Annotated in this window: 21 protein-coding genes and 1 pseudogene; 5 read left to right on the top strand and 17 right to left on the bottom strand. The window is 74.5% G+C overall.

Features of this window, described 5'->3' with window-relative positions; all coding sequences use genetic code 11:
• Positions 1–935 (bottom strand): S1 family peptidase (locus ABT232_RS05665; RefSeq protein WP_351836291.1); only part of this gene is annotated, 935 nt, incomplete at its 3' end.
• Positions 932–1,264 carry a CU044_2847 family protein gene (locus ABT232_RS05660; protein WP_351836288.1) on the bottom strand — a complete coding sequence of 111 codons (333 nt, stop codon included), beginning with the start codon at positions 1,262–1,264 and terminating at the stop codon, positions 932–934. The genes ABT232_RS05665 and ABT232_RS05660, both read right to left, overlap by 4 nt.
• Positions 1,265–1,469: 205 nt before the next feature.
• Between ABT232_RS05660 and ABT232_RS05655 the strand changes: the two genes are divergently transcribed.
• Entirely contained in the window at positions 1,470–5,096 is a 3,627-nt protein-coding gene (locus tag ABT232_RS05655) for a S8 family serine peptidase (RefSeq protein WP_351836285.1), read from the top strand.
• A gap of 257 nt (positions 5,097–5,353) precedes the next feature.
• On the opposite strand, the gene ABT232_RS05650 is transcribed toward ABT232_RS05655, so the two are convergent.
• Positions 5,354–6,718 (bottom strand): carboxyl transferase domain-containing protein, encoded by a 1,365-nt coding sequence (locus tag ABT232_RS05650; protein WP_351836282.1) that lies wholly within the window; start codon positions 6,716–6,718, stop codon positions 5,354–5,356.
• Positions 6,711–8,159 (bottom strand): acyl-CoA synthetase, encoded by a 1,449-nt coding sequence (locus tag ABT232_RS05645; protein ID WP_351836279.1) that lies wholly within the window; start codon positions 8,157–8,159, stop codon positions 6,711–6,713. The genes ABT232_RS05650 and ABT232_RS05645 overlap by 8 nt, the downstream gene beginning before the upstream one ends.
• Before the next feature lie 147 nt (positions 8,160–8,306).
• Between ABT232_RS05645 and ABT232_RS05640 the strand changes: the two genes are divergently transcribed.
• Entirely contained in the window at positions 8,307–9,182 is an 876-nt protein-coding gene (locus tag ABT232_RS05640; protein WP_351836277.1) for an ATP-grasp domain-containing protein, read from the top strand.
• Positions 9,179–9,751, top strand: a complete 573-nt coding sequence (locus ABT232_RS05635; protein WP_351836274.1) for an EF-Tu C-terminal domain-related protein — start codon at positions 9,179–9,181, stop codon at positions 9,749–9,751. Before ABT232_RS05640 ends, ABT232_RS05635 begins: the two co-directional genes overlap by 4 nt.
• A gap of 19 nt (positions 9,752–9,770) precedes the next feature.
• Here ABT232_RS05635 and ABT232_RS05630 read toward each other — a convergent pair whose 3' ends face one another.
• Entirely contained in the window at positions 9,771–10,118 is a 348-nt protein-coding gene (locus ABT232_RS05630; RefSeq protein WP_351836271.1) for a hypothetical protein, read from the bottom strand.
• 331 nt (positions 10,119–10,449) lie between these two features.
• Between ABT232_RS05630 and ABT232_RS05625 the strand changes: the two genes are divergently transcribed.
• Positions 10,450–11,418, top strand: coding sequence for an SGNH/GDSL hydrolase family protein (locus ABT232_RS05625; protein ID WP_351836269.1), 969 nt, complete (start codon positions 10,450–10,452; stop codon positions 11,416–11,418).
• Positions 11,419–11,509: 91 nt separating this feature from the next.
• Here ABT232_RS05625 and ABT232_RS05620 read toward each other — a convergent pair whose 3' ends face one another.
• Positions 11,510–12,100, bottom strand: a complete 591-nt coding sequence (locus tag ABT232_RS05620; RefSeq protein WP_351836266.1) for a hypothetical protein — start codon at positions 12,098–12,100, stop codon at positions 11,510–11,512.
• A 107-nt stretch (positions 12,101–12,207) separates the two neighbouring features.
• Here ABT232_RS05620 and ABT232_RS05615 point away from each other — a divergent pair.
• Positions 12,208–12,706 (top strand): annotated as a pseudogene (locus tag ABT232_RS05615) (helix-turn-helix domain-containing protein); the annotation flags it as partial.
• Here ABT232_RS05615 and ABT232_RS05610 read toward each other — a convergent pair.
• From ABT232_RS05610 to ABT232_RS05560, 11 genes are all read right to left on the bottom strand, one after another.
• On the bottom strand, positions 12,637–13,773 hold the full coding sequence (locus ABT232_RS05610; protein ID WP_351836259.1) for an MBL fold metallo-hydrolase: 1,137 nt from the start codon (positions 13,771–13,773) through the stop codon (positions 12,637–12,639). The pseudogene ABT232_RS05615 and the gene ABT232_RS05610 sit on opposite strands and share 70 nt — an antisense overlap.
• A gap of 173 nt (positions 13,774–13,946) precedes the next feature.
• Positions 13,947–15,248: a PucR family transcriptional regulator gene (locus ABT232_RS05605; RefSeq protein ID WP_351836256.1), complete on the bottom strand. Its 1,302-nt coding sequence runs from the start codon at positions 15,246–15,248 to the stop codon at positions 13,947–13,949.
• A 40-nt stretch (positions 15,249–15,288) separates the two neighbouring features.
• Positions 15,289–16,194, bottom strand: a complete 906-nt coding sequence (locus tag ABT232_RS05600; RefSeq protein WP_351836253.1) for an ABC transporter permease — start codon at positions 16,192–16,194, stop codon at positions 15,289–15,291.
• Positions 16,181–16,978, bottom strand: coding sequence for an ABC transporter ATP-binding protein (locus ABT232_RS05595; RefSeq protein ID WP_351836250.1), 798 nt, complete (start codon positions 16,976–16,978; stop codon positions 16,181–16,183). The genes ABT232_RS05600 and ABT232_RS05595 overlap by 14 nt, the downstream gene beginning before the upstream one ends.
• Before the next feature lie 27 nt (positions 16,979–17,005).
• Positions 17,006–18,115, bottom strand: coding sequence for an ABC transporter substrate-binding protein (locus ABT232_RS05590; protein WP_351836247.1), 1,110 nt, complete (start codon positions 18,113–18,115; stop codon positions 17,006–17,008).
• Positions 18,102–19,367 carry a sulfate adenylyltransferase subunit 1 gene (locus ABT232_RS05585; protein ID WP_351836323.1) on the bottom strand — a complete coding sequence of 422 codons (1,266 nt, stop codon included), beginning with the start codon at positions 19,365–19,367 and terminating at the stop codon, positions 18,102–18,104. Before ABT232_RS05585 ends, ABT232_RS05590 begins: the two co-directional genes overlap by 14 nt.
• A gap of 151 nt (positions 19,368–19,518) precedes the next feature.
• The gene (cysD, locus tag ABT232_RS05580) at positions 19,519–20,442 is read right to left on the bottom strand and encodes a sulfate adenylyltransferase subunit CysD (protein WP_351836244.1); all 924 of its coding nucleotides are present in this window, start codon (positions 20,440–20,442) and stop codon (positions 19,519–19,521) included.
• Entirely contained in the window at positions 20,439–20,993 is a 555-nt protein-coding gene (cysC, locus tag ABT232_RS05575; protein ID WP_351836241.1) for an adenylyl-sulfate kinase, read from the bottom strand. Before cysC ends, cysD begins: the two co-directional genes overlap by 4 nt.
• Positions 20,990–22,102, bottom strand: coding sequence for a sulfotransferase (locus ABT232_RS05570; protein ID WP_351836238.1), 1,113 nt, complete (start codon positions 22,100–22,102; stop codon positions 20,990–20,992). Before ABT232_RS05570 ends, cysC begins: the two co-directional genes overlap by 4 nt.
• A 44-nt stretch (positions 22,103–22,146) precedes the next feature.
• Positions 22,147–23,235 (bottom strand): type III polyketide synthase, encoded by a 1,089-nt coding sequence (locus ABT232_RS05565; protein WP_351836235.1) that lies wholly within the window; start codon positions 23,233–23,235, stop codon positions 22,147–22,149.
• Between the two features lie 349 nt (positions 23,236–23,584).
• Complete coding sequence (locus ABT232_RS05560; protein ID WP_351836232.1) at positions 23,585–25,924, bottom strand: MMPL family transporter; 2,340 nt, start codon at positions 25,922–25,924, stop codon at positions 23,585–23,587.
• Positions 25,925–25,970 lie beyond the last annotated feature (46 nt).

The raw sequence follows: 25,970 nt of genomic DNA, 5'->3' as shown, positions 1-25,970 counted from the left end.
CGCCGGGCCCCGGGGGCCGCCCCGGGGGGGGTGTGCTCGCTCCCCCCCCCCCCCGCCCCCCGCGCGCCCCCCCCCGCGCGGCCCGCCCCCCCCCCCGGCCCCGCGTCGAGCAGTCCCGCCAGCCGGTCGGCGAGCCGGTTCACCGCCTCCGGTTCGGTGACCTCCCACTGCACATAGGCCGCCGCCGCGGACAGCGAGGCGAACCCGCCCCGCGGCAGCGGCGGTCCGAAGGGTCCCACCGCGTCCACGTACAGCCGGTTCGGGTCGCACGGCAGCCCGGCGGCCTCCGCCCGCCGCAGCAGCGCGTACAGCCGCCGGCGGGCGTCGGCGTGATGGCCGGGGGTGGGCACCAGTTCGCCCAGCTCGCTCCAGTAGCGGGCCATCACCTCGGTGGGCAGCATCCGGCCCACCCGGACGTCCGGGCCGCCGGCGACCGCCGAGACCATGCCGACCACGGTGCCGTCCGGCCGGGTCACCGCCGCCCCGCTGAACCCGGCGGCGAGCGGCTGCCCGTGCGCGGTCAGGGCCTCCAGCTGGGTCCACTCGTCGGAGATCAGCGGGCCGGGCAGCGCCCGGTAGACGGCGAGCATGCCCTCGTCGTAGCCCTTGGGGAAGCCGTACGCCACCAGTTGGCCGCCGTCGCGCTCGGCGCCCGGCGGGGCGAAGACGGCCGGGTCGAGCGGCACTTCGCGGTCCAGTTCCAGCACGGCGAGGTCGCCGGGGTCGGCGGCGCCGCCCCGCCAGCCGCCGTGCACGGCGACGGCGGCCGTGAGGGGGCCCAGCTCCCGGCTGCCCGGGAAGGTCACGGTGATCGGCGCCCCGTCGGCGAACCGCACCACGTGGGCGCAGGTGAGCACCCGGCGGGCGGAGACCAGGAAGCCGGCGCCGACTTCTTTCCCGCACTCGATCCGGGCGTGCCAGGCGGCCTTGCTCATGCGCGGTCGGCGGCCTGACCCGGGGACCAGGACAGCTTGACGATCAGATGGCCCTCCGCGGCGCCCTTGGCGATCACCGCCCCGGCCTCCGCGGTGAGCTTCACCCCGAACTCCAGCTCCACCGAGTCCGGTTGGAGGGTGCCGTCCCGGAAGACCCGCAGCGCCGACTCCGCCGCCGCGCGCACCCCGCCGAGCGCGCCCTCGAAGGTGCGGGCCGCCTGCGCGGGGCCGTCGCCGCGCGAGACCAGCCGGGCGCCGGACTCGTCGTCGGCGGCCTCCACGACGATCAGCGCGCCGTCCTCGGTCTTGAACTCCACCAGGCCGTCCATGCGCCGTTCACTCCCCCGTGTCCCATGTGACCTCGACCGACTCCATTGTTACGGCCGCGGCTCGCCGCTGTCGCGCGTTCCGGCGGGCCCGGTGCGCCGCACTGGCGGAAACCCGCCACAGCGTGAACCCGCCACGTCCGGTCAACACCCCCGCAACACAAGCCCCCTGAGACTCGTCCCAGCACTCGACCGAGAGAGGCTTGGAATGATCAGAGGACCAGTCAGACGCGGGGCGATCCTCCTGTCGGCGGGGCTCGTGCTTCCGCTGCTGCCGGCCGGGCCGGCGGGCGCGGCGGCCACGGCCCCGGCGGTCACGGCCCCGGCGGTCACCAGGACGGCGAGCGCCGCCCGGACCGTCACCCTCGTCACCGGCGACCGGGTCACCGTCACCGACCTGGGCGGCGGGCGGCGCACGGTCGCCGTGGAGCGGCCCGAGGGCGCCACCGGCGCGGTGCGCACACAGCAGGCGAACGGCGCCCTGACCGTCGTACCGGACGAGGCGCTGCCGTATCTGCGGGCGGGCACGCTCGACGAACGGCTCTTCGACGTGGACGCGTTGCTGCGGCAAGGGCTCGCCGACGACAGGACCGGTGAGCTGCCGCTGATCGTCACGTACGACAAGGGCGCCCGGACCGTCACGCCGCGTGGCGCCGAGCGGACCCGCGCGCTCCCCTCCGTGCGCGGGGCCGCCGTCGAGGCGGACAAGGGGCGGACGTTCTGGCGAACGTTCACCGCGCGGGACGCCGGAGTCGACGGGGTCTGGCTGGACGGGCGGGTCACCGCCGACATGGCCGAAAGCAACGCCCAGATCGGCACGCCGCGGGCGTGGGAGGCCGGCCTCACCGGCAAGGGCGTCACCGTCGCCGTCCTCGACACCGGCGTCGACGCCGGCCACCCCGACCTCGCGGAGCGGATCTCGGCGAGCCGCAGCTTCATCGAGGGCGAGGAGGTCGCCGACCGCAACGGCCACGGCACCCATGTCGCCTCCACCGTCGGCGGCAGCGGCGCCGCCTCCGACGGCCGGGAGCGGGGGGTCGCGCCCGGCGCCGCCCTCGCGGTCGGCAAGGTCCTCAGCGACCAGGGCTCGGGCAGCGAGTCGCAGATCATCGCCGGTATGGAGTGGGCGGCCCGGGAGGTCGGCGCCGACATCGTCTCCATGAGCCTCGGCTCCACCGAACCCAGCGACGGCACCGACCCGATGGCCAGGGCCGTCGACGCCCTCTCGCGGGAGACCGGCGCGCTCTTCGTCGTCGCGGCCGGCAACACCGGCGCGCCCTCCTCCATCGGCTCGCCCGGCGCCGCCGACGCGGCCCTGACCGTCGGCGCGGTCGACTCCGCGGACGAGGCCGCCTACTTCACCAGCGCCGGACCCCGCTACGGCGACAACGCGCTCAAGCCCGACCTCGCCGCCCCCGGCGTCGGCATCCTCGCCGCCCGCTCCCGGCTCGCCGAGGGCGAGGGCGCGTACACCTCGATGAGCGGCACGTCCATGGCGACCCCGCACGTCGCGGGCGTGGCCGCGCTGCTCGCCGAGCGGCACCCCGACTGGACCGGACCTCAGCTGAAGGACGCGCTGATGTCGACGTCCACGCCGCTGGAGGCCTCCGCGTACACGCTGGGCGCGGGCCGGGTCAGCGTGCCGGACGCCGTCGGGGCCCGGGTGACCGCGACCGGCAGCGCGGACCTCGGCTATTACAGCTGGCCGTACGAGGCGAACAAGCCGGTCACCCGGACCGTGACCTACCGCAACTCCAGCGACAGCGCCGTGGAGTTGAGCCTGTCCGTCGAGGGCGGCGCGGGAGTCGCCACGCTCGCCGACACCACGCTCACCGTGCCCGCGCACGGCACCGCGTCCACCACCGTGACCGGCGACGGGGCACAGGCGCCGGTCGGGAACACCAGCGGGCGGATCGTGGCCGCCGTCGCCGGCGTCCCGGTCGCGCACACCGCGTTCGGGCTGGTCAAGGAGGAGGAGCGGTACACGCTCACGGTGCACGTCAAGGACCGTGCGGGCGCCGCCACCGCCGCCGATCTCGTCGTGCAGCGGCTCGCCGAGCGCGTCGACCCCCAGCCGGCGTACGTCGGCGACTCGGGCACACTGAAGCTGCGGCTGACGCCCGGCACCTACAGCCTGACGTCCTTCCTCGACGTGCGCGGCAGCCACGGCGCCGACTCGCTCGGCCTCGGCTTCCTCGCCGCGCCGGAGATCGTCCTCGACCGGGATCGCGAGGTCACCCTCGACGGGCGCACCCTGCGGGAGATCGACGCCCACGTCGACCGGCGCACCGAGACCCGGCAGCTGCTCATGGAGTACGACCGCAGCGCGCACGGAGCCGACCTGTTCGGCGCGGTGATGGTGCCGATCGCCTACGACAGCGTCTTCGCCGCGCCGACCCGGAAGGTCACCGAGGGGACCTTCGAGTACCGGACGGTGTGGCGGCTCGGCAAGCCGCTGCTGGAGGTCCGCGGCGTCGGCGAGGCCGTGGTCCAGCCGGGCGGCACGCTGATCGAGGGCCGCACCCGGCTGCGGCTGACCGACGTCGGGGACGGCCCGCTCACCGGCGATCTCGCGGGCCGTGCGGTGCTGGTGGAGCTGACCGACGGCACCGAACCGGCCGCGCTCGCCCAGGCCGCCCAGGACGCCGGGGTGCGGGCGCTGTTCGTCACCGACGACCGGCCCGGCCGGCTCAACCTCTGGTGGGGCTCCGACGACAACGGCGACCGCCCGCTCCAGATAGCCACGGTGAACGCGGCCGACGCACAGCGGCTGCGGGACGCCGGCAAGGCCGACATGACCGGCACCCGGAACACGCCGTACGTCTACGACCTGTCGAAGGGCTACCCGGGTGCCGTACCGGACCGCGACCTGACCTACGCGCCGGACGAACTGGCCACGGTCCAGGCCAGGTTCCACGCCCCGCGGCGGGTCTCCGGCGGTGAGTTCCGCTATTCGATCACCGACACCTTCCCCATCGGTGTCGGCTTCAAGGAGCGCGTCGACTTCCCGGCCGAGCGCACGGACCTCGTCTCCGACGGCCCCGGCCAGCTGTGGCACGAGTCGGTGGATCTCGGGGCCGGCGCGGAGCTGGAGCAGCGCGGCGGACTCGTCCGCCACCGCGCCGGCACCCGCACCACCCTGAACTGGTTCAAGCCGGTCTGGCACCCCTGGCTCGGCACCGGCCTCGGCTGGGGCCAGACGCGCACCGGCAACCAGCTCCAGTTCAACACCCCCGGCTGGGGCGACTCCGGGCCCGACCACACCGGCTTCGGCGACGTGTGGAGCGAGGGGACCGGCATGTCCCAGCAGACCGAGGTGTATCTGGACGGGGAGCTGGTCGACCGGCGCAAGAGCTCCGGCGCGTACGTCTGGGACGCGCCCGCCGAGGAGCGCACCTACAAGGTGGTCACCGACACCGCGCTCGACCCGGCCCGCTGGGACCCGGCGTCCGAGGGGCACGCCGAGTGGACCTTCCGCTCGGCCGCGACGCCCGAGGACCGGCGCACCTTCCTGCCGCTGATCAACCTCGCCTTCGACATCGACACCGACCTCGCCGGCCGGGTGCGCGACGGACGGCTGCCGATCGGGCTGTCCGCGCAGTATGTGGTGGGCGCCGAGGGCACCGGGAGGCTCGGCGGCGGCAGCCTCGACGTCTCCTACGACGAGGGGAGGTCCTGGCGGAAGGTGACGCTCGCCGGGGACGGCCCGGCCGCCTGGCGCGGCACGCTGCACGTGCCCAGGGGCACCGAGTCGGTCTCGCTGCGCGCCTCCGCCCGCGACGACCGGGGCGGCTCGGTGGTCCAGGAGATCGTCCGGGCCGTGAACGTGCGCTGACGGCCGGCGGCCGACGGCACGCGGACGGCGCCGCCTCCCTGGGACGGGGAGGCGGCGCCGCCTGTCGTTCTCTCCCGGACCGTCAGACCAGCCAGCCGACGAAGTGGACGAGGCCGGCGAGGATGTCGGTGAGAAGGTTCATGATCGTGCTCTTTCCTTGCGATGTGCGGGGGAGGTTGCGCGTTCGTGTCGCCACGGTCTGCAGCCCGTCGCTCGCGCACCGTAAGTATCGGCGGTCGCACCGGACTCATGCGATCTCAGGAGCGACGATCACCTGTTCCAGGGAACAACTGCTCGCCTGTTCGGACCCGGGCGATCCCCAGCCGCTCCAAGTCCTGCGGCCGGATGAGGAGTTGGTCCGCCGTCGCCTCCACCTCCCGCGGCGACCGCTTCAGGATCGCCGCCGCCAGCTCCGGCGCGATGACGGAGAAGTAACTGTCCGGAGTGGCCCAGGTGTTGCCGGGCGCCGCCAGCGCCAGCGCGCCGCCCGAACCGCCCTCGCCGATCACCAGCGTCGTCACCGGCGTCCTGGCCGCCGCCACCGCGCCGAACAGCTCCGCGATCGCCGCCCCGGCGCCCTGCCGCTCCGCCTCCGCGTCATTGGCGGCGCCCGGCGTGTCGACCAGCGTCAGCACCGGCACGCCCAGCCGGTCCGCGAGCCGGATCAGCCGGACGGCGGTGCGGTAGCCGGCCGGCCGGGTCGCCGTCCCGGTCTGCGCGGCGTAGGCGACGGTCCGGCCCCCGTGCGTGCCGAACCCGCAGAGCATGCCGTCGTCGGTGCCGCCGCAGCGGTCGCCGCCGATCGCCGCCCGGTCGGTGAAGTAGGCGTCCAGATAGCGGTCGGCGCGCGGCCGCCCGGCCGCCCGGGCGCGCAGCACCGCCTCCCAGCCCGTCGCGGGCAGATCGCCCGCACCCAGCGGGAGCGGCGGCGGCGCGGGCTCGGCCGACGGCGCCGTCAGCAGCCGCAGCCAGCGGCCCAGCGTCGACCGCAGCTCCTCGGGCGGTACGACCGCGTCGGCGGCGCCCGCCGCGACCTGCGCCTCGGCCGTGTACGCCGCCGGATCCGCGTCCGCCGGACGCACCCGCGAGCCCGCGAAGCCGACCTGGGCGCCCGGCAGCGCCAGCACCACGTCCGCACCCGCGCCCAGCGTCGCCCAGCCGCCGCCGGTCGTCGGATCACGCAGCACCGCGATCTGCGGCAGCCCCGCCTCCCGGGTCAGCACCGACTGCCGGGCCACCCGCTGGAGCTGGGTCAGCGCGAGCATGCCCTCCTGCATCCGGCTGCCGCCGGTGGCGATCAGCGGCACCACCGGCAGCCGGTGCTTCCGGGCGTAGGCGTACGCCGCCTCCAGCCGGTCGCCGGTGCGCTCGCCCAGCGAACCGCCGAGGAAGCCGAACTCGAAGGCGATCAGCACCGCCCGGGTGCCCTCCACCGACGCGGTGCCGCACACCACGGACTCGTCCTCGCCGGTGCGCTCGGCGGCGCGGGCGTGGGAGGCGTCGTAGCCCTGCCAGGTGAGGGGGCCGTCGGGCGAGGACTGCCGTGCGGGCGGCGGCAGTTCGCGGAAGTCGTCGGTGACGAGGGCGATGGCCTCGCGGGCGCTCGGGCGACGCTCAGCCACGGCCCAGCGCCCGCTTCATGATCTTCCCCATGTCGTTGCGGGGCAGCACGTCGAGGTGGTGCACCACTCGGGGCCGCTTGTGCGGGGCGAGCCGCCGTGCCACATGACCGGCCAGCTCCTCCAGCGCGGGCGGCCGGTCCGGGTCCGCCGGCACGATCCACGCCACGATCCGCTCACCGAGGTCCGGGTCGGGCTCCCCGGTGACGGCGGCCTCCCGCACCCCCGGATGCTCCAGCAGCGCGTTCTCGATCTCCCCGGCGCCGATCTTGTAACCGCCGCTCTTGATCAGGTCGGTGGCCTTGCGGCCGACGATCCGCACATGACCGTCCGCGTCCCGCACCGCCATGTCCCCGGTGCGGAACCAGCCGTCGGCGGTGAACGCGGCGGCGGTGGCGTCCGGCCGGTTCAGATACTCGGTGAACAGGTTCGCGCCGCGCACCTGGATCTCGCCGACGCTCTCCCCGTCGAACGCCGTGATCACCGACCCGTCGTCCTCCACCAGCCGCAGCTCCACCCCCGGCAGCGGCACCCCGACGGTCCCGGCGCGGGCCTCGCCGTCGGCGCGGACACTGGTGTTCATCAGGGTCTCCGTCATGCCGTACCGCTCGATCACCCGCCGTCCGGTCGCCGCCGCGATCCGCTCGTGGTCGTGCACCGGCAGCGCGGCCGAACCGGACACCAGCAGCCGGGCCCCGCTCAGCGCCTTCACCAGCTCGGGCTCGGCGGGCAGCGCCTCCGCGATCCGGTGGTACATCGTCGGCACCCCGAACAGCATGGTCGCGCCGGCGTTCAGCTCCCGCGCCACGCCCGCGGTGTCGAACCTGCCCAGATGCCGCACCGACCCGCCGCGCCGCAGCGGGCCCAGGACGCCCAGCACCAGCCCGTGCACATGGAACAGCGGCAGCCCGTGCACCAGCACGTCGTCGCCCGTCCACCGCCAGGCGTCCGCCAGCGCGTCCAGGGTGGCGGCGATCGCGCGGCGCGGGACGACGGCGCCCTTCGGGGGGCCGGTGGTGCCGGAGGTGTAGACGATCAGCGCGGGGGCCTCGTCGCCGACGCTCTCCCGCGGGAGACCGCCGGCACCGGTCACGTCGACGTCGATCCGCTCCAGCCCGCCGAGCGCGGCCGGAAGCTCGTCGCCGGGCGCCGCCAGCACCGCGCCGGGCGCGCTGTCGCCCAGGATGTGCGCCAGCTCCTTCTCACCCGACTTCGGGTTGAGCGGCACCACCGGCACCCCGGCGAGCAGCGCGCCCACCACGCCGACGGCCGTCTCCAGCGCGAGCGTCGCCCACACGGCGACCCGCCCGGTGTGCCGCACGCGTTCGGCCACGGCACCGGCCGCGGCGGCGAGCCGCGCGTACGTCAGGGAACGGGAGCCGAACCGGAGAGCGGGACGCGCACCGGCCGCGCCGTCGGCGAGCGCGGGAAAGAGGGAGGACACGCGGCGTACTCCTTAACTGTCGGGACTGGCTGTCGGGCCTGGCTGTCGGGTCGACATCCCGTTCCTATCAGGCCACCGCCTCCGCCAGGTCCGCGGTGCGTTGTTAGCCTGCGCGCGGACCAGCCGTCGTGAGGGAGGAAAGCCGCCGTGTCACCTCGCATAGCCCTCGTCACCTGCCGCCCCGGCCCCGAGGTGGCCGACGACCGCGACCTGCCGGTGCTGGAACACGCGCTGCGGGAGGCGGGCGCGGACGCGGAGGTGGTCGTATGGGACGATCCGGCGGTCGAGTGGGGGTCCTTCGAACTCGCGCTGATCCGCTCCACCTGGGACTACAGCTGGCGGGCCGAGGAGTTCCTGGCCTGGGCGGCGAGATGCGAGCAGGTGACGCGGCTGGCCAACCCGGCGGACGTGGTGCGCTGGAACGCGGACAAGCGGTACCTGGGGGAGCTGGCGGCGGCCGGGGTGCCGACGGTGCCCACCACGTACCTGGCCCCCGGCGACCCGGCCGACCTGCCCGACGACCACGAGTACGTCGTCAAGCCCGCCTCCGGCGCCGGCGCCCGGTTCGCCGCCCGCTACACCCCGGACGAATGGGACACCGCCGTACGACAGTTGGCGCGGATGCACGCGGAGGGGCTGACCGCCATGGTGCAGCCGTACATGCGGGCCGTCGACGTCAGCGGCGAGCGGGCGCTGCAGTACTTCGGCGGGCGGCTGCTGCACGCCGGCCGCAAGGGCGCCGTGCTGGCGCCCGGTACGCCGTACGACGCCCGGAAGGTGCCGCACCCGGGGCTGGAGGTCTGGCATCCGACCACCGCCGAACTCGCGGTCGCCGAACGCGCCCTGGCCGCCGTCCCGGATCCGTCCCGGCTGCTGTACGCGCGCGTCGACCTGGTGGACGGGGCGGACGGGCGGCCGGTGGTGATGGAACTGGAGCTGGTCGAGCCGAACCTGTTCCTGGGACTGCACCCGGAGTCGGTGCCGCGGGTCGTCACGGCGGTGCTGGCGGCGGCGCGCACATGACCGGCGTTCAGAAGCCGTTCCTGATGGTGGTCGAGGACGTCTTCTCCCTCCGGCAGGGCAGGGCGCTCATGGCGACCGGCCGGATCGAGCGCGGCCGGGTCCGGGCGGGCGACGAGGTGGAGATCGTCGGTTTCGGGGACTGCCCGACCAGCCGCGTCACCGGCATCGAGGCATTCCCGCGATCACGGGTCCCGGAGGCGACCGCGGGCATGAACGTCGCACTGCTGCTGCCCGGCACGGCAGGCACGGTCGAGCGGGGACACGTGCTCGCCGCACCGGGCTCGATCGCGGCGCACACCGCCTTCGTCGCGGACCTCGCGCCGCTGTCCGGGGAACAGGGCGGTACGGAGCTGTCGACCGGCGACACCCTCGCCTTCCACCTCCACGCGGCGGTCGTGCGGGGCACGGTGACCTTGCCCGGCGACCTGGACACGCTGCGGCCGCTGCACACGGCCGCGGTGACGGTGACGCTCGAACACCCCGTGGCCCTCGAGAACGGCCGGCCCTTCGCCTTCCGCCACCACGGCCGCGCCGCGGGCACGGGGACGGTGGTCCGGCTGCTGCGGTGAGCCGGGGTGGTGACGGCCGTCAGTACGGGCCGCCGCGGAAGAGCACACTGCCGTGGCGGCGGGGGCGGTCGCCGCGTTCGTGGGCCGTGTCGGAGCGGTCGGCCGGGGACGAGCGCCGGGCGAGGGCACGGAGGGCCGACAGGCCCGCCAGCACCTCGTCGCGGTGGCGGGCGGACTTCATCCAGGCGGGCAGCCGGGCGAACATCCCCAGCGCGGGCGAGGCGTGACGCTCCCGCAGCCGGGCGCCCACGTAGGCGGCGAGGGCGTCGACGTGTTCCTCGTCGTAGGCCCACAGAATCCGTCCGGCACAGCGGGTCTGGAGCCAGAGGGGCCGCCGGAAGAAGGGGTCCTCGGTGCCGCCGGCCACCGCGCGCGGAGAGCATCGGCATCGGTCGTGCGCCGAGTCCGCGGCCCTGACCGGCCGGAGGCTGAGCCTGCCGCTGATCGAGAACAAGACAGCCATCACGCACGTGCACTCAGGCCTTTGTCGCCCAGTCGGTCAACGGCCTCTCGGTTTGGGCCAAGTGTCGCGTCGAGGCGGTCATGAAGAGAGGGTGCCTGGACGCCAGACCGCATCCACGTCCCCCACACAGACGTATCCCCCATCCCGTTGACTACCGTCCGTATTGAATCTAGTGCGCTTAGTGACTGTCTTTCTATGGTCAAAGCGACGCCAACACCGCATCCATGGAGGATTCGTGGCACGCTTGCGCACTCGTCTGGCCCTGCTCGGCTCGGCCGCGGCCCTCGCCGCCGGCGCTCTCGTCCCCGCGCAGTTCGCCGGGGCCCGACCCGCCGCCGCGGCCGAGCAGAAGCAGTGGGTCGCCCTGGGTGACTCCTACACCGCCGGGGTCATCCGGGCCGCGGGCGACATCTTCGAAGTCCCGCGCGACGGCTGCGACCGCACCGACCGCTCCTACCCCCAGGTCATCGACCGCGACCTCGGCGTTCTCTTCGAGCTGACCAACGTCAGCTGCGGCGCCGCCACCATCGAGAACGTCACCGACACACCCCAGCACCCGATCGGCCGTCACCTGCCGCCCCTCTCGGAAGACCCGGACTACCCCTTCCCCCCGGTGCCCCCTCAGTCCGAGGCGGTGGGCCCCGACACCGACGTCATCACCGTCGGAGTCGGCGGAAACACCCTCGGCTTCGCCGACCTCCTCAGCAGGTGCACGCAGCTGGGCGGCGAAAGCGGCGGCAAGGGCACCCCGTGCAAGGACGCCCTGGCCGCCGGCATCCCCGACCGGCTGAAGAACGTGCGCCAGGAATACGACCGGATGCTCGAGGTGCTCCACGAGCGCGCCCCGCACGCGAAGATCCTGGCCGTCGGCTACCCCACGGTCATCCCCGAGGACACCTCCAGCTGCGGCTTCGGCGACCTGACGCAGTTCGGCGCGATCACCCAGGGCGACCTGGACTGGCTGCGCGACGACGTCCTGGAACCCCTCAACAAAGCCATCAACAACTCCACCGGCACCCAGGACGCCGCCGGCTTCGTCGACCTCTACACCCCCTCCCGCCATCACAGCGTCTGCGACGACTCCAAGTGGGTCGAAGGCTTCGTCACCCTCCCAGACCAGCTGTCCTTCGTGCACCCCAACGCCCTCGGCCACCGCAACGCCGCAGACTTCGTCGAAGAGGCGATGCTGAACGCCATCAGCTGAGCCCCCGCACCCGGCACCCCGCCGACGCCCCCTGAGTGAACTGGCCTCCGGCACCAGCCGGAGGCCGGTTCCGCGTTCCTGGAACCCCAAGTCAGGTATGAGAGACAGGCCCCTGGTCCGCCGGCAGCCGCTGGAAAAGCCCCCACGTGAACTCCGCCACCACCTCCCGCCCGTCCGGCCCCGTGAGCGCCAGCCCCCAGCGGGTCGGTGCCGTGCCCTGGAGGGGGCGGGCGGGGGCGAAGGCGCGGGCTGCCTCGTCGACGGTGCAGGACCAGGGGGTGAGGTCGGCGAGGGTGCGGAGGGCGGGGGCGGGGGCTCCCGGGGCTCGTACCAGCCACTCGTTCCAGACCGCGCCGCCCTCCCCGACCAGCACCTCGAAGCGCAGGTCCGGCCAGAGCGGCACCGGCCACCGCCAGGCCTCGCAGTCCAGGTCGCCGATGCGGCGGGGGGTCCGGGACTCGGGGGCGCCGAGCACCGAGCGGTAGCGGCCGGCCGCCGACCTGGCCCGCGGCGAACGGAGCATCGCCTGCCAGCGCTTGTTGGCCTCCCGCATGTCGGCCAGGGAGACGCCGAGCGCGCGGCGGGCGTCCGCCACCAGGTCGGCGTTGTGGTCGGCCATGCGGCGCAGCAGGACCAGCTGGAAGTCGAGGGGGGTGAAGGGGGGCCGGCTCGTACCGCTCATGAGGGCGAGTCTCGCAGAGGAGCGCCGCGGTCCGGTGCCGGCTGCCGCCGGGCCCGCCGCGGGTGAGATCGCCCAGCGGGAGAGCGCGGCGGAGGAGGCCGTGGGCCGGTGACGTGCCGCTCGCCGAGGCCGCCGAGTCGCTCGACCGGGCCGAGGCCGCCGTACGCCTGATGGAACGCAGGCTGCCGCCGGCCGGCGAGGTGCTGCTGTGCACCGAGCACACCGAGGCGCTGGTGTTGCTCCAGCCGGAGGAACCGATCGACGACCTCGCCGTGCGCTGTCCCGCCCCGCTCGCCGGCTGCGGGCCCGCGCACGGGCGGCGGCTCGCCGAGACCCTGCCGGCGGTGGCTGGAGACCCGGAGCGGGAGCCCCGAGGTCGCCGCCCGCCCCGGTGTGCGTCCTCGGACCGTCCGCTGCCGGCCGCGGCGGATACGGGAACCGTGGGGCGACGGCATCGACGACCCCGACCGGCGCTTCGCACCGGAACCGGTGCCGCGCGCCCGGCGGCCGCGCGGCGTGATCGGCCGCGGCGGGCCTCAGCCGCGCCGCGCCCGGCCCACCGGCAGCCGCACCAGGTCCCGGCCCACCACGACCCGCCCCGAGTAGCCCCGGCGCACCTTCGCCTGCCAGGTGGTGTCCGGGATCAGGCCGACCGCGCCCGGCACCAGATGGCTCAGCACCAGCGTGGGTACCCCGGCCCGCTCGGCGAGCGGGCCCAGCCCGCGCGCGTCGGTGTGGCTGATCTCCATGTGCCGCAGCTGCGCGGGCCTCAGCCCGCCCGTCCTCAGGGTGTCGAGGTCCATCACCTCGTGCACCAGCACGTCCGCGCCGCGCGCCAGCCGCTCCAGGTTCCCGCACGGCGAGGTGTCACCGCTGAACACCACCGAGCCGTCCGCGGTGTCGAAGCGGAACGCGAAGGACGGGAACACCGGCGGATGCTCCACCAGCACCGCCGTCACCCGCACCCGGTCGTCCCGCATCACCTCGAACGGCTCCATCGGCGGCGCCATCAGCCGGTCCGGGCCGGCGCCCCTCGGCATCCGGAAGCGGATGTCGCGCGCCCTGATCAGCTCGCGGATGTCCGGCCAGCCCTCGCTGCGCATCCGCACGTTGATGTCGTACGCCGTCCCCTGGACGTGCCGCTCCAGCAGCTCGGCCGTGCCCGGGGCGGGCGCCGACGGGCTGACCGTGTCCACCGCCCGCCCGGCCGGCCACACCGCCGGCAGCTCACCCGCCGAGCCCGGCCCGTACACCCGCACCGGCCCGCCCAGCGGCTGGAAGCCGCCGAACCGCAGCCACAGCAGCGCGTACAGGTCGGCGAGGTGGTCGGAGTGCAGATGGGTCAGGAACACCGAGTCCAGCTGCCCGGCCGTCAGCGCGGCCTCCGCGTACCGGCCGAACGCGCCGGGCCCGCAGTCCACCAGGTGGACCCGCCCGTCCACGACCAGCGCGGAGCAGATCCCGGCCCGCCCGGCCATCGGCACCGGCCCCCCGCTGGTGCCCAGCAGCACCAGCTCGGTACGCGAGCCTCCGGCGGGCGCGGCGGTCGCGGCGGCGTCCCGCGGCACCAGTCCGGCCGCCGCCGTCAGCGTGGTGGCGGCAGCGGCGGTGCGCAGAAGGGTACGGCGGCTGTGAGCGGCTGGAGTGGTCTGTGCGACAGCGGAGTTGGGCATGGCGAGTCCCGAGGGGTGAGGGGGTGTACGGGCTGCGGGTACGCGGTGGGGGGCGCGTCGACGTGCGCGGTTCCTTCCAGCAGTCAACGGCGGCCCCGCCCCTCGGGCTTCGGTCCCACCGCCCAGATTCCGTCCGGACTTTGGGATCGGCGTACAGGAGCGCGCGGGATGGGTTACGCGGTGTCCGCCCGGTCCGGGCCCAGCAGGCGGGTGATCTCCAGGGCCAGGCGCAGGTCCAGGGCGTCGGTCTCCAGTGGGCGGCCGAGCAGGGCCGTCGCGCGGTGGACGCGGTAGGTGACCGTGTTGCGGGCGATGAACAGGCGCTCCGCGGCGCTCTGCGGGCTGCGGCCCTCGGCGAGGTAGACGCGCAGGGTCTCGCGGAGTTCACGGGTGCGGGGGTCGTCGGCGGCGAGCGGGCCGAGGACGTCGGCGGCGAACCAGCGGGCGTGCTCGGGGTCGGCGGTGAGCAGCGCCGCCGTGCCGACGTCGGCGTAGTCGCACAGCCAGCCGGTGCGGCCCAGGCGGGCCATGCGGTCGGCCTCGCGGGCGCCGCGATGGCTGCGCCGGAACCCCTCGGCGCCGTGGCCGACGGGGCCGACCGCGACGCGCAGCGGCCGGTGCTCGGGGACCAGCCGGGGCAGCCTGGCGAGCGCGTCGCGCGGCGGCCGAGCGGGCCAGCACGTCCACGCCCACAGCTCGGTGCCGCCCGCCGCCACCGTCAGCAGGTTCTCGCCGTCCGCCGCCCGCGAGAGTTCGGCGGCGAGCCGGCGTGCCGCCCGCTCGGAGGGGTCCGGGGCGGTCGAGGTGATGATGAACGCGGCGTGGTGGCGGGCCAGGTCGTAGCCGAGGGTGCGGGAGGCCGCGGCGCCGCCGACGACGCGGCCGGCGAGCAGGTCGTCCACCGTGCGGCGGCGGGCCGCCTCGGTGCTGCGCCGCCAGCGGTCGCGCTCGGCGGCGTACTCCTCGGCGAGCCGGCTGGCCTGGACGTCGGCGTAGACGAAGAGGAGGTCGCTGACCCGGTGGGTCTCCTGGGCGCGGGTCTCCTCCGGCTCCCGGGCCAGGGCCTCCAGCAGCCGGGCGTGCAGGTGGGCGTGGCCGAGCCGCACCCCGCGCAGCACCCGGTCCAGCGGCACGTTCCTGCGCGCCAGTTCGGCGTTGCCCGCGACGGCCTCCGCGGGGACCTGCTCGGCGGTCGGCGGCGGCTCCGTCAGCAGCGCGCGCAGCGCCGTCAGCACGGTCGCCTCCACCGCCCGCCGGAACGGCGGGAGGGCGCCGGGCCCGCCGTGCTCCGGCACCTGCCGCACGATCTCCGCCGCCATGTCCCGGGCCACCTCGACCGCCCAGCCGACCGGACCGCTGCCGAGCGCCGCCCGCGCCGCCGCCAGCGTCTCGGGCGTGCACGCGGCCTCCGGGGGGACACCCGCGGGAGCGAGCCGCAGCAGCCAGCCGGGAGCCGAGTCGGCGGTCGTGGTCACCGGGCCAGTACAGCAGAGGCGCCCGGCCGCCGCCGCCCGCTCAGTGCCGGGCGCCGGCCAGGCCCCGGGCGCGCAGCACCCGGCGTTCCAGCGGCGCGAACAGCAGCAGGTCGACGGCGACGCCCACGACCAGGATCTCCCCGATGGTGGCGAGCACCAGGGCCATGTCCTGGTAGGAGCGGGCGTTCTCCAGCAGCTGGCCGAGACCGAGCCCCAACTCCGGTGAGCTGGCGATGAGTTCGGCCGCCATCAGCGACCGCCAGGAGAACGCCCAGCCCTGCTTGAGGCCGGCCAGATAGCCGGGCAGCGCGGCGGGCAGCAGGATGTGCCGGACCCGGGCGGCCCCGGCGGCGCCCAGCACCCGCCCGGCGCGCAGATACAGCGGCGGCACCTGGTCGACGCCCGCCAGCAGCCCGTTCGCGACGGACGGTACCGCCCCCAGCAGCACCACCGCGTAGATGGTGGCGTCGGTCAGCCCGAACCACACCACCGCGGCCGGCACCCACGCCACCGACGGCAGCGACTGCAACCCCGACAGCACCGGCCCGAGCGCCACCCGCACCGGCCGCACCGCGCCGAGCAGCAGCCCCAGCGCGGTGCCGAGCAGCACGGCGGCCACGAAGCCGAGCGCGCCGCGCTGCATGCTCGTCCACACCGTGGAGAACAGGGTCCCCTCGTACCACTGGTCCGACAGGGCGCCCCACACGTCCGCGGGCGACGGCAGCAGATAGCCGGGCTTCAGCTCGGCGGCGTACGCGGCCTGCCACAGCAGCAGCACGGCCACGACGGCCACCACCGGCGGCAGCACCCGCTCCCGCAGGATCCGCCGCAGCGACAGCCGTCCGGGCCCGGCGGGGGCGCTGTCCAGCGCGTCGAGGCCCGCCCCGACCGCCGCGGTCTCCGCGCCGGCTCCGGGCCCGGTCGTGACGGTGTCACCGGCGGCCATGACGTCGTATCTCCTCCCGCAGGGCGTCGGTGACCCGGGCCGTCAGCGCGGCCTCCCCGGTGCCGGGGCCGTCGGCGGTCCACTCGCGCACCACCCGGCCGGGCCGCGAGGACAGCAGCACCACCCGCTGCCCGAGCCGGACCGCCTCGCGCACGTTGTGGGTGACGAACACCACCGACAGCCCGTTCTCCGACCAGATCCGGCTCAGCTCCTCGTGCAGCACGTCCCGCGTGATGGCGTCGAGCGCGGCGAACGGCTCGTCCATCAGCAGCACGTCCGCCTCCTGCGCGAGCGCCCGCGCCAGCGCCACCCGCTGCCGCATACCGCCCGACAGCTCGTGGATGCGCTTGCCGTACGCGTCCTTCAGCCGCACCAGCTCCAGCAGCCGCCGCGCCTCCCGCGGCCGCTCCCGGCGGGGCACTCCGCGCAGGCGCAGCGCGAGTTCCACGTTGCGCCCGGCCGTCAGCCACGGGAACAGGGCGTGGTCCTGGAACATCAGCGCGGCCCGCCGCCCGCCCGGCACCTCGATGGCGCCGGCGGACGGCCGGTCCAGGCCCGCGACCAGGTTCAGCAGGGTGGACTTGCCGCACCCGGAGGCGCCGAGCACACACAGGAACTCGCCGCGGTCCAGGGTGAGGCTGATGTCGTCGAGGACCGTCTGGCGCCGCCCGGAGGTGTCGAACCACTTGGAGACATGGGTGAGCCGGACGGCGGGTGGCCGCGCCCCGGCCGGGGCGAGCGAGAGGCGGGCCGGTGCGCCGGACCGCAGCACCGTTTCTGACATGAGATCAAATCCTTCGTGTCGAAGTGGTCAGCCGCCGGTGACACCGAGGCCGACATCGTCCACCGCCTCCTCGCCCCGGCGGGCGAGGACCTCGTTCAGCAGGCGCAGGTCGAAGATGCCGTCCAGGGCCGTGGACCCGCCGCCCAGCAGTCCCAGCCGGTCGGCCCGCCCGGCCTCCTCGGCCAGGGTCGCGGCGAGCGGGTCGGCGGTCAGGCGGACATGGCGCCAGGCCGCGTCCAGGACGTCCCGCTCCAGCGGTCTGCCGGTCGCCGCCTCGATGGCCCGGTTCACGCCCGCCCTGCCCTCGGCCGGGTTCTCCCGCAGCCACTCGTTGGTCTCCAGCGCGCCCCGCAGCACCGCCCGGACGACGTCCGGATGGTCGGCGAGGAAGGACTGCGAGACCACCACCAGCGCCGTCACGAACGAGCCGTCCCGCCACAGGTCCGCCTCGTCCACGAGCACCCGGCCGCCGCTCGCCACCAGTTGCGCGGCCACCGGCTCGGGCACCCACGCGCCGTCGATCGCGCCGCGCCGGAAGCTGGTGGGGATCTCCTTGGAGGACTGCCGCACCACCGTGACGTCGCCGCGCCCGGTGCGCGGGTCGACGTCCCAGCCCTGCTCCCGGATCCAGTGCAGCAGCGCCACGTCCTGGGTGTTGCCCGCCTCCGGGGTGGCGATCCGCAGGCCCCGGATGTCGGTGCCGGGCACCTCGGCGTCCGCGTCGACGACGAGGGAGACCCCGCCGGAGGCGGCGCCCGACACGATCCGCAGGCTGCGGCCGGCCGAGCGCAGGTAGCCGTTGACGGCCGGCGACGGGCCCATCCACGCGATGTCGACGGCGCCCGCGTTCAGCGCCTCCAGCGCCGACGGGCCGCCGTTGAACACCTGGGTGCGCAGCCGGGTGCCGCCCAGCTCCCGGGTGAAGAACCCCTCCTGCACCCCGGCGAGCGGGGTGGCGTGCGTGACGTTGGCGAAGTAGCCGACGGTCACAGACTCCGCCGACAGCGGCGGCCCGCTGCCGACGGCCGGGGCGGCCGCCGCCGATCCCGGCGCCCGCGACCCGTAGCCGCAGCCCGCCGCGCACAGCACCAGCAGGAGCAGCGCCAGCAGCGCGCGCCGCCGCTCAGGCAGCCGCATCGGCCGTCCCCGGAGCGGTGGTGCCGATCATGCCCGCGGTGAGCGTGGCGCCGTCGCCCGGGTCGACGAGGACGAAGGAGCCGGTGCGGCGGTCGTCCTGGTAGCGGTCGAACGCCAGCGGCTCGGCGGTGCGCAGCTCGATCTGCCCGATGTCGTTCAGCTCCAGCCGGCCGGCGCCGCCGATCCGCCGGACCACCGCGCGCACCGTCCGCGTGGTGTGCCTCAGCAGGACGTGGTCGCCGGGCCGCAGCGCCCGCTCGTGCAGATGGCACACGGCCGCCCGTACGTCCCGGGCCACCGTCGGCGCCGCGTCCGCGGGCACGATCAGATCGCCGCGGGAGACGTCCAGGTCGTCGGCGAGGCGCAGCGCGCCGGACTGCGGCGAGCCGATCGACTCGGCGGGTGTGCCCAGCAGGTCGACGCCGGTGACGGTGGTGGTCCGCCCGGACGGCAGCACGGTCACCCGGTCGCCGGTGCGCAGCACTCCGGCGGCGAGCTGGCCGGCGTACAGCCGGGTGTCCCCGGAGCGGATGACGTACTGCACCGGGAAGCGCGCGGGTGCCCCCGTCTCCTCCGCGGTGACCGGCACGCTCTCCAGGTGGGCGAGGACCGTCGGGCCGGCGTACCAGTCCATCCGTGTGGACGGCTCGACGACGTTGTCCCCGGCCAGCGCGGAGATGGGGATCGCGGTGACCTCGCGGATGCCCAGCCCGCCGGCGTACGCCGTGAACTCGGCGGCGATGGCGGCGAAGACGGACTTGTCGTAGCCGACGAGGTCCATCTTGTTCACCGCCAGCACCACCTGCGGCACCCGCAGCAGCGCGGCGACCGCCGCGTGCCGGCGGGTCTGCTCCACCACGCCCTTGCGGGCGTCGACGAGGATCACGGTCAGTTCGGCGGTGGAGGCGCCGGTGACCATGTTGCGGGTGTACTGCACATGGCCCGGTGTGTCGGCGAGGATGAACCGCCGGCGCGGGGTGGCGAAGTAGCGGTAGGCGACGTCGATGGTGATGCCCTGCTCGCGTTCGGCCCGCAGGCCGTCCGTCAGCAGCGCCAGGTCGGGTCCCTCGCCGGCGGAGGCGCGGGCGACCGCCTCCAGCTGGTCGGCGAGGACCGATTTCGAGTCGTGCAGCAGGCGTCCGACGAGCGTGGACTTGCCGTCGTCCACCGAGCCCGCGGTGGCCCAGCGGAGCAGATCCGCCTCGGCCGCCGGTCGGGCGGACGGGGCGCGGTCCCGGGTGGCGTGGGGCATGGGGTTCGCAGGTCCCTCCTGTGTGCCGGCGGCCGCGGGCCCGGCGCTGAGCCGGGTCCGGACCTCCTGGAAGATGCCGCGCATCATCAGGGCGGCGGTGAAGTGCGGGGGATGGAAGTCGTGACCGAGAGCTGTCAGGTCGGCCGTCATCTCAGAAGTACCCCTCGCGTTTGCGGTCCTCCATGGCGGCCTCGGAGAGCCGGTCGTCGGCGCGGGTGGCGCCGCGTTCGGTGAGCCGGGACGCGGTGATCTCGGTGATCACCTCGTCCACGTCGGCCGCCTCGGACAGCACCGCGCCGGTGCAGGACATGTCGCCGACGGTCCGGTAGCGCACCCGGCGCCGCTCCACCGGCTCGCCCTCCTTCGGACCGCCCCACTCGCCGGGCGCCAGCCACATCCCCGAGCGCAGGAACACCTCCCGCTCGTGGGCGAAGTAGATGGACGGCAGCTCGATGCGCTCGCGCGCGATGTACTGCCACACGTCCAGCTCGGTCCAGTTGGACAGCGGGAACACCCGCACGTGCTCGCCCGGCAGATGGCGGCCGTTGTACAGCTGCCACAGCTCGGGCCGCTGCCGGCGCGGATCCCAGGTGCCGAACTCGTCGCGCAGCGAGAACACCCGCTCCTTGGCGCGGGCCTTCTCCTCGTCGCGCCGCCCGCCGCCGAAGACGGCGTCGAAGCCGCCGCCGGTGATGGCCTGGAGCAGGGGCAGGGTCTGCAACGGGTTGCGGGTGCCGTCGGGGCGCTCGCGCAGCACGCCGCGGTCGATGTAGTCCTGCACGGAGGCCACGTGCAGGGTGAGGCCGTGCTCGGCGACCACCCGGTCCCGGTAGGCCAGCACCTCGGGGAAGTTGTGCCCGGTGTCCACGTGCAGCAGCGCGAACGGCGGCGGCGCCGGCGCGAACGCCTTCAGCGCCAGGTGCAGCATCACCACCGAGTCCTTGCCGCCGGAGAACAGCAGCACCGGCTTCTCGAACTCGCCGGCCACCTCCCGGAAGATGTGCACGCCTTCCGACTCCAGCACATCGGTGTGCCCGAGGCGGCCGCGCGGCGACCGTTCCCGCACCGCCGTCACAGCAGCCCCCGCTCCGTCATCAGCGCGTGCACCGAGTCCACCGACTCGCCCACGGACTGGAGCTGGGTCTCCACCTTGGCGTCCGGCGCCCGCGGCGGCTCGTACGGGTCGTCGACGCCGGTCAGCCCGGACAGCCGGCCGGCGCGGGCCTGCGCGTACAGGCCCTTCACGTCGCGGACGGCGCACACCTGGAGCGGGGTGGCGACATGCACCTCCAGGTACGGGGTGCCGCTCGCCTCGTGCCGCTTGCGGACCGCCTCGCGGCTGTCGGCGTACGGCGCGATCACCGGGACCAGGACGAGGATGCCGTTGCGTGCCAGCACCTCGGCGACCAGGCCGATGCGCTGCACGTTGGTGTCGCGGTCCTCGCGGGTGAAGCCGAGGCCGGCGCTGAGGAAGGTGCGGATCTCGTCGCCGTCCAGCACCTCCACCCGGTGGCCCTCGCGGGTGAGGCGGCTGGCCAGCGCCTGCGCCAGGGTGGTCTTGCCGGAGCTGGGCAGTCCGGTGAGCCACACCGTGCCGCCGCGGGTGTGGGGGGCTCGCCTGCTCATGCGCCACTCCTCGCGGTCGTACCGGTCAGGGGGACGACACCGTGCGCGGCGAGCACCGAGAACCCGGCGGCGCACGCCTGGTCCAGTTCCTCGCGCTCGGCGCCCGGCAGATCACGCCAGGTCGAGGAGGGCCGGCCGACCTTGGCCGCGGCGCGGGCCGCCCACTCCTCGTCCACGAAGTCCGGGCCCAGGAACTCGGCGATCGCGCGCAGTGCCGGCTCGGGCTCGGTGAGCAGGTCCTCGTACCAGATGTGCAGCACGTTCTCCGGCGGCAGCGCGGACATCGCCGCCATGCCGCGCTGCATCTCGTCGGACCAGTAGGTGCCGAACAGCGAGGTGGGGATGCGGTAGTCGCGCACCGCCCCGGCGTCGAAACGATTCGGCAGGAACGGGACCAGCTCCTCCGGCACGGGACCGAGGTCGTGTGCGGTGCCGTCGGCCGGCTCCTCGGCGTACGGGTCGTGGCCCAGGGTGAGGTGCAGGGCCATCACCACCGCCGCCATCCGGAAGCCGTTGTGGCGGCTCATCGACAGCGCGGTGTCCCGGCCGTCCCGCACGATGTGCAGATAGCGCGCCTCGGGGAAGTGCTCGCGCAACCGCGAGGCGAGGATCAGCGAGCCGCCGCTGCGCTCGGCCCACAGGGTCCTGCCGAAGCGGGCGCACAGCCAGGAGAACAGCCGCAGGTAGTGCTCGCCGACGGGCGCCTCGGGGAAGGCGGCGACGGCCTCCTCCACTTCGCCGTACAGCTCGTCGGGCGACTCGCTCAGGTGCGGCAGGGTGGTCAGCAGCACCGCCGGGACACCGGTGTCCGCCTGGAAGCGGCTGGTCGGCGACGGGCGGTACAGGACTTCCTTGGGCGCCAGACCGTTGGCGGTCAGCAGGCGGTTGACGGTGTTGCGGGAGGACAGGATCCGCCAGAACTCCGCCGCCGTGACGAGGCCTTCGGGGAAGACCCGGGCGGTGAGCCGGTACATGTCCGTGAGGTGGTTGAAGAGCTCCGACAGGCTGAGCACCCGCGGGTGCTCGCGCAGCAGTTCGGAGACGAGGGTCGAGCCGCAGCGTCCGGTGCCGGTCACGAAGACCTGGCCAGGCTGGGTCGGGTCGGGCATGGCTCAGCTGTTTCCTTCCGTGCGTCCGGGGTGCGTCGGTGCGGTCAGGAGGAGCGGCGCAGCAGGGCCGCGTACAGCGTGAGGCCGGGGCCGAAGGCCATGGCCACCACCGGGCCGTCGCTCTCGGGCAGCCGCTGGAGGACCATCAGGACGGTGGGGGAGGAGCAGTTGCCGGCCTCGTCGAGCACCGCGTACGAGGCGTCCAGGGCGCCGGCCGGCAGGTTCAGCCGCTCGCCGACGACCTCCAGGATGCGCTTGCCGCCGGGGTGCACCGCCCAGCCGGTGACGTCCTCGGGGGTGAGCCCGTGCGGGGCGAGCAGCTGGTCGCGGACCACCTCGCCGACGTACTGCGCGAGCACGTCCGGCACCTTGGGCGACAGGCCCATCTTGAAGCCGAGGTCGGTGATCTGCCAGCTCATGTGGTCGGCGGTGCTGTGGTCGGTGACCGCGACGACGTCGATCACCTCGTAGCCGCTGCCCGCGTCGGGCTCCAGCACGACCGCGGCGGCGGCGTCCGCGAACAGGGCGTGCGCCACGATCTGTTCGATGTCCTTGCCGGGCGGCTGGACGTGCAGCGAGGTCAGTTCGAGGCAGAGCAGCACGGCCGGACGGCCGCGGGAGGCGACGAAGTCGGAGACCGCGCCGAGCGAGGGCACCGCGGCGTAGCAGCCCATGTGACCGATGAACAGCCGCTGCACCCTGCTGCTCATGCCCAGCTCGTCGGCGAGCCTCAGATCGAGGCCCGGTGTGGTGTAGCCGGTACAGGACGCCACCGCCAGCAGTCCCACGTCCGCCGGGGCCAGGCCGGCGGACTCCAGTGCCGCGGCGACGGTGCGTTTGCCGAGCGGGACGGCCTCCTCGATGTACCGGGCCATGCGGCGGCCGGTGCTCCACTGGGAGACTTCCTTCTCGGCGCGCGGGTCGACGGCCGTGGAACGGGAGCTGATTCCGGAATTCTGGAATATCCGGCGGGCCAGCGGAAAGCCGTCGTAGTGCTCGTGGAAAAAGTCCTGCCACAGCTCTTCCTGGCTGCTGCGAGTCCCGGGAAATGAATGGGACGAGCCGGTGATGACCGGGCGGGCGGCGGCACGCAGGCCGCGCGGGGCAGGGGCGATTTTTTCTTCGATGTGCATGCGTGATCCCTTTTCGTCGGGCATGGAAAATGGCCGCGGGAACATGGGGGAGGGAATCGTGCATGAGGCGTGCGAAGGACGCCGGGAAATCCGGTGCCGCGCGACTTTGCGCAGGCCGATCCGGATGAGATGAACGTGCTGAAGAGTTGTGTGCTCTCCCCCGTTCGAACCGTAAGTCGATTCGTCGTGCCCTCAGTCAAACACACGCTCTCCAGTGGAATCAAATGTTCCGGAGTGAATTTCCGCGTCGGTAACAATTAGCGGCTGAAAAACGACGGCCTGCCTTCCGGTGAACCCGGAAAGCAGGCCTGATTGCAGGGTTTGTCATTCAGCCAGCCGCGCTTTGATTTCAGTCAGCGGTGAGGTGGCTCACTTTCACCTCGCGGCGTTCTTCGCTTTCTTCCGGAGGGGGTGGGCCGTGCAGGCGCGCGCCCTCGATGTCGAGATCGGGCAGCACCCGGTCGAGGCCGCGCGGCAGCCACCAGGCACCACGGCCCACCATGGCCAGGACCGCCGGCACCAGCGTCATCCGCACCACGAAGGCGTCGACCAGCACACCGAACGCCAGGGAGAAGGCGATGGGTTTCACGATCGCGTCCTCGGTCGTCACGAAACTGGCGAAGACGAAGAACATGATGAGCGCCGCCGCCGTCACCACCCGCGAGGCGTGTCCCGCCCCGTCGATCACGGCGGTTCGGGCTTTGCGGGTGCGTACCCATTCCTCGCGCATGCTGGAGACCAGGAACACCTCGTAGTCCATCGCCAGTCCGAAGAGCACCGCCATCAGCACGATCGGCAGGAAGCTGACGACCGGTCCGGTCCGCGCCACACCGAGCGCGTCCGCGAGCCAGCCCCACTGGAAGACGGCGACGACCGCGCCGAACGACGCCGCCACCGACAGCAGGAAGCCGGCCGTCGCCTTCACCGGCACCACCAGCGACCGGAAGACCAGCAGCAGCAGGATCAGACAGAGCCCGACGACGACCAGGGTGAACGGCAGCAGCGAGGCGCGCAGCCGGTCGGAGACGTCGATGCCGATCGCGGTCGTGCCGGTCACGGACACCGTGGCGCCCGTCTCCCGCTCGACGGTGTCCGCGTCCGCGCGGATCGCGTCGACCAGGTCCTGGGTGGCCTCGTCCTGCGGGCCGCCGTCCGGCACCACGGAGATCACCGCCCGCCCGGACTCCGGCGCGTACTGCGGCCGGCCCACCTTCACCACGCCCGGCAGCTCCGCCAGCCGCGTGGCCACCGCGCCCGCCTGCCGCTGCCCCTCCTGCCCGGTGGCGTCCGTCTCGGCCAGCACCAGCAGCGGTCCGTTGAAGCCGGGCCCGAAGGCCTCGCCGACGGTGTCGTACGTCTCGCGCTGCGAGGTGCCGTGCGCGGCGGAGCCGTTGTCGGGCAGCGCGAGGCGCAGATCGGCGGCCGGGACGGCCAGCACCAGGAGGGCGGCGACCGAGCCGAGGACGACGAGGAGGGGCCGGCGGGTGACCAGTCGGGCCCAGCGCTGCCCCATGACGGCGGGCATGACGGCGGGCACGGCGGCGGGGCGTCCGGCGGCGCCGTCGCTCACGCCGGTCCCGGAACCGGCGGTGCCGTCGCCGACGCCGGCCTCGGAGGAGCCGGGCCCGGGCGTCGGGGAGGTGTCGGCCGTGACCGCCGCCCGCCTGGCCGCCCGGGAGCCCGGGCGCGGGGCGAGCCGGGCGCCCGCGAAGCCGAACAGCGCGGGCAGCAGCGTGACCGCGACCAGCACGGCGACGAGCACGGTCGCCGCCGCGCTGAGCCCCATCACCGTCAGGAACGGGATCCGTACGACGGCCAGCCCGACCAGCGCGATGACGACCGTCGTGCCGGCGAACACCACCGCGCTGCCCGCCGTGCCGACCGCCCGCCCCGCCGACTCGCGCGGGTCCATGCCCTGGGCGAGCTGGGTGCGGTGCCGGGAGAGCACGAACAGGGCGTAGTCGATGCCGACCGCGAGCCCCAGCATCAGCGCGAGGCTCAGCGCGGTCGAGGAGACGGTCACCGCGGAGGAGACCGCCAGCAGCCCCACCAGGCCGGTGCCGATCCCGACGAACGCGGTGAGCAGCGGCATCCCGGCGGCGAGCAGCGAGCCGAAGGTGAGCGCGAGGACGGCCAGGGCGACCACCACACCGAGCAGTTCGAGGACGCTCGGGGTGAGCACGCCGTTGCCGTAAGCCTGTCCGCCGACGGAGACGTCGAGGCCGGCCTCCTTCGCGGCCCCGGTGGTCTCCTCCAGCGCGTCGAGCGTGCCGTCGTCGAGTTCGGAGCGCGTGACGTCGTAGTTGACCTGGGCCAGCGCGGTACGGCCGTCGGGGGTGACGGTGCCGGCCTTGTCGGGCGGGATCACGGCGGCGACCTGGGGCGCGTCCTGGGCGGCGGTCAGGGTGCGGCGGACGGCCTCGGCGGCGGCGGGGTCGGTGACCTTGGCGCCGTCGGGCGCGGTGAACACGATCTGGGCGCTGGTGCCGGCGGCGGCCGGGAAGTCCTCCGCCATGGTGTCCTGCGCCCGCTGGGACTCGGAGCCGGGAATCGTGAACTCGTTGTCGAGCTTGCCGCCGACGGCCATCAGCGTGCCGACGGCGGCGGCCAGGACGGCCAGCCAGACGGCCAGGACCAGCCGTCGGCGGCGGTGGGCGCCGAGCCCGAGCCGATAGAGCCAAGTCGCCACGGAAACGCTCCTCGTGCAGTAGTGGCAGATGCGGTGGAGGTGCGGA

Source organism: Streptomyces sp. NPDC001532 (genome assembly GCF_040298625.1).
Classification (GTDB): domain Bacteria; phylum Actinomycetota; class Actinomycetes; order Streptomycetales; family Streptomycetaceae; genus Streptomyces.
Note: the sequence above shows the minus strand (reverse complement) of the source record. Positions and strands in the feature narration are given on the sequence as shown.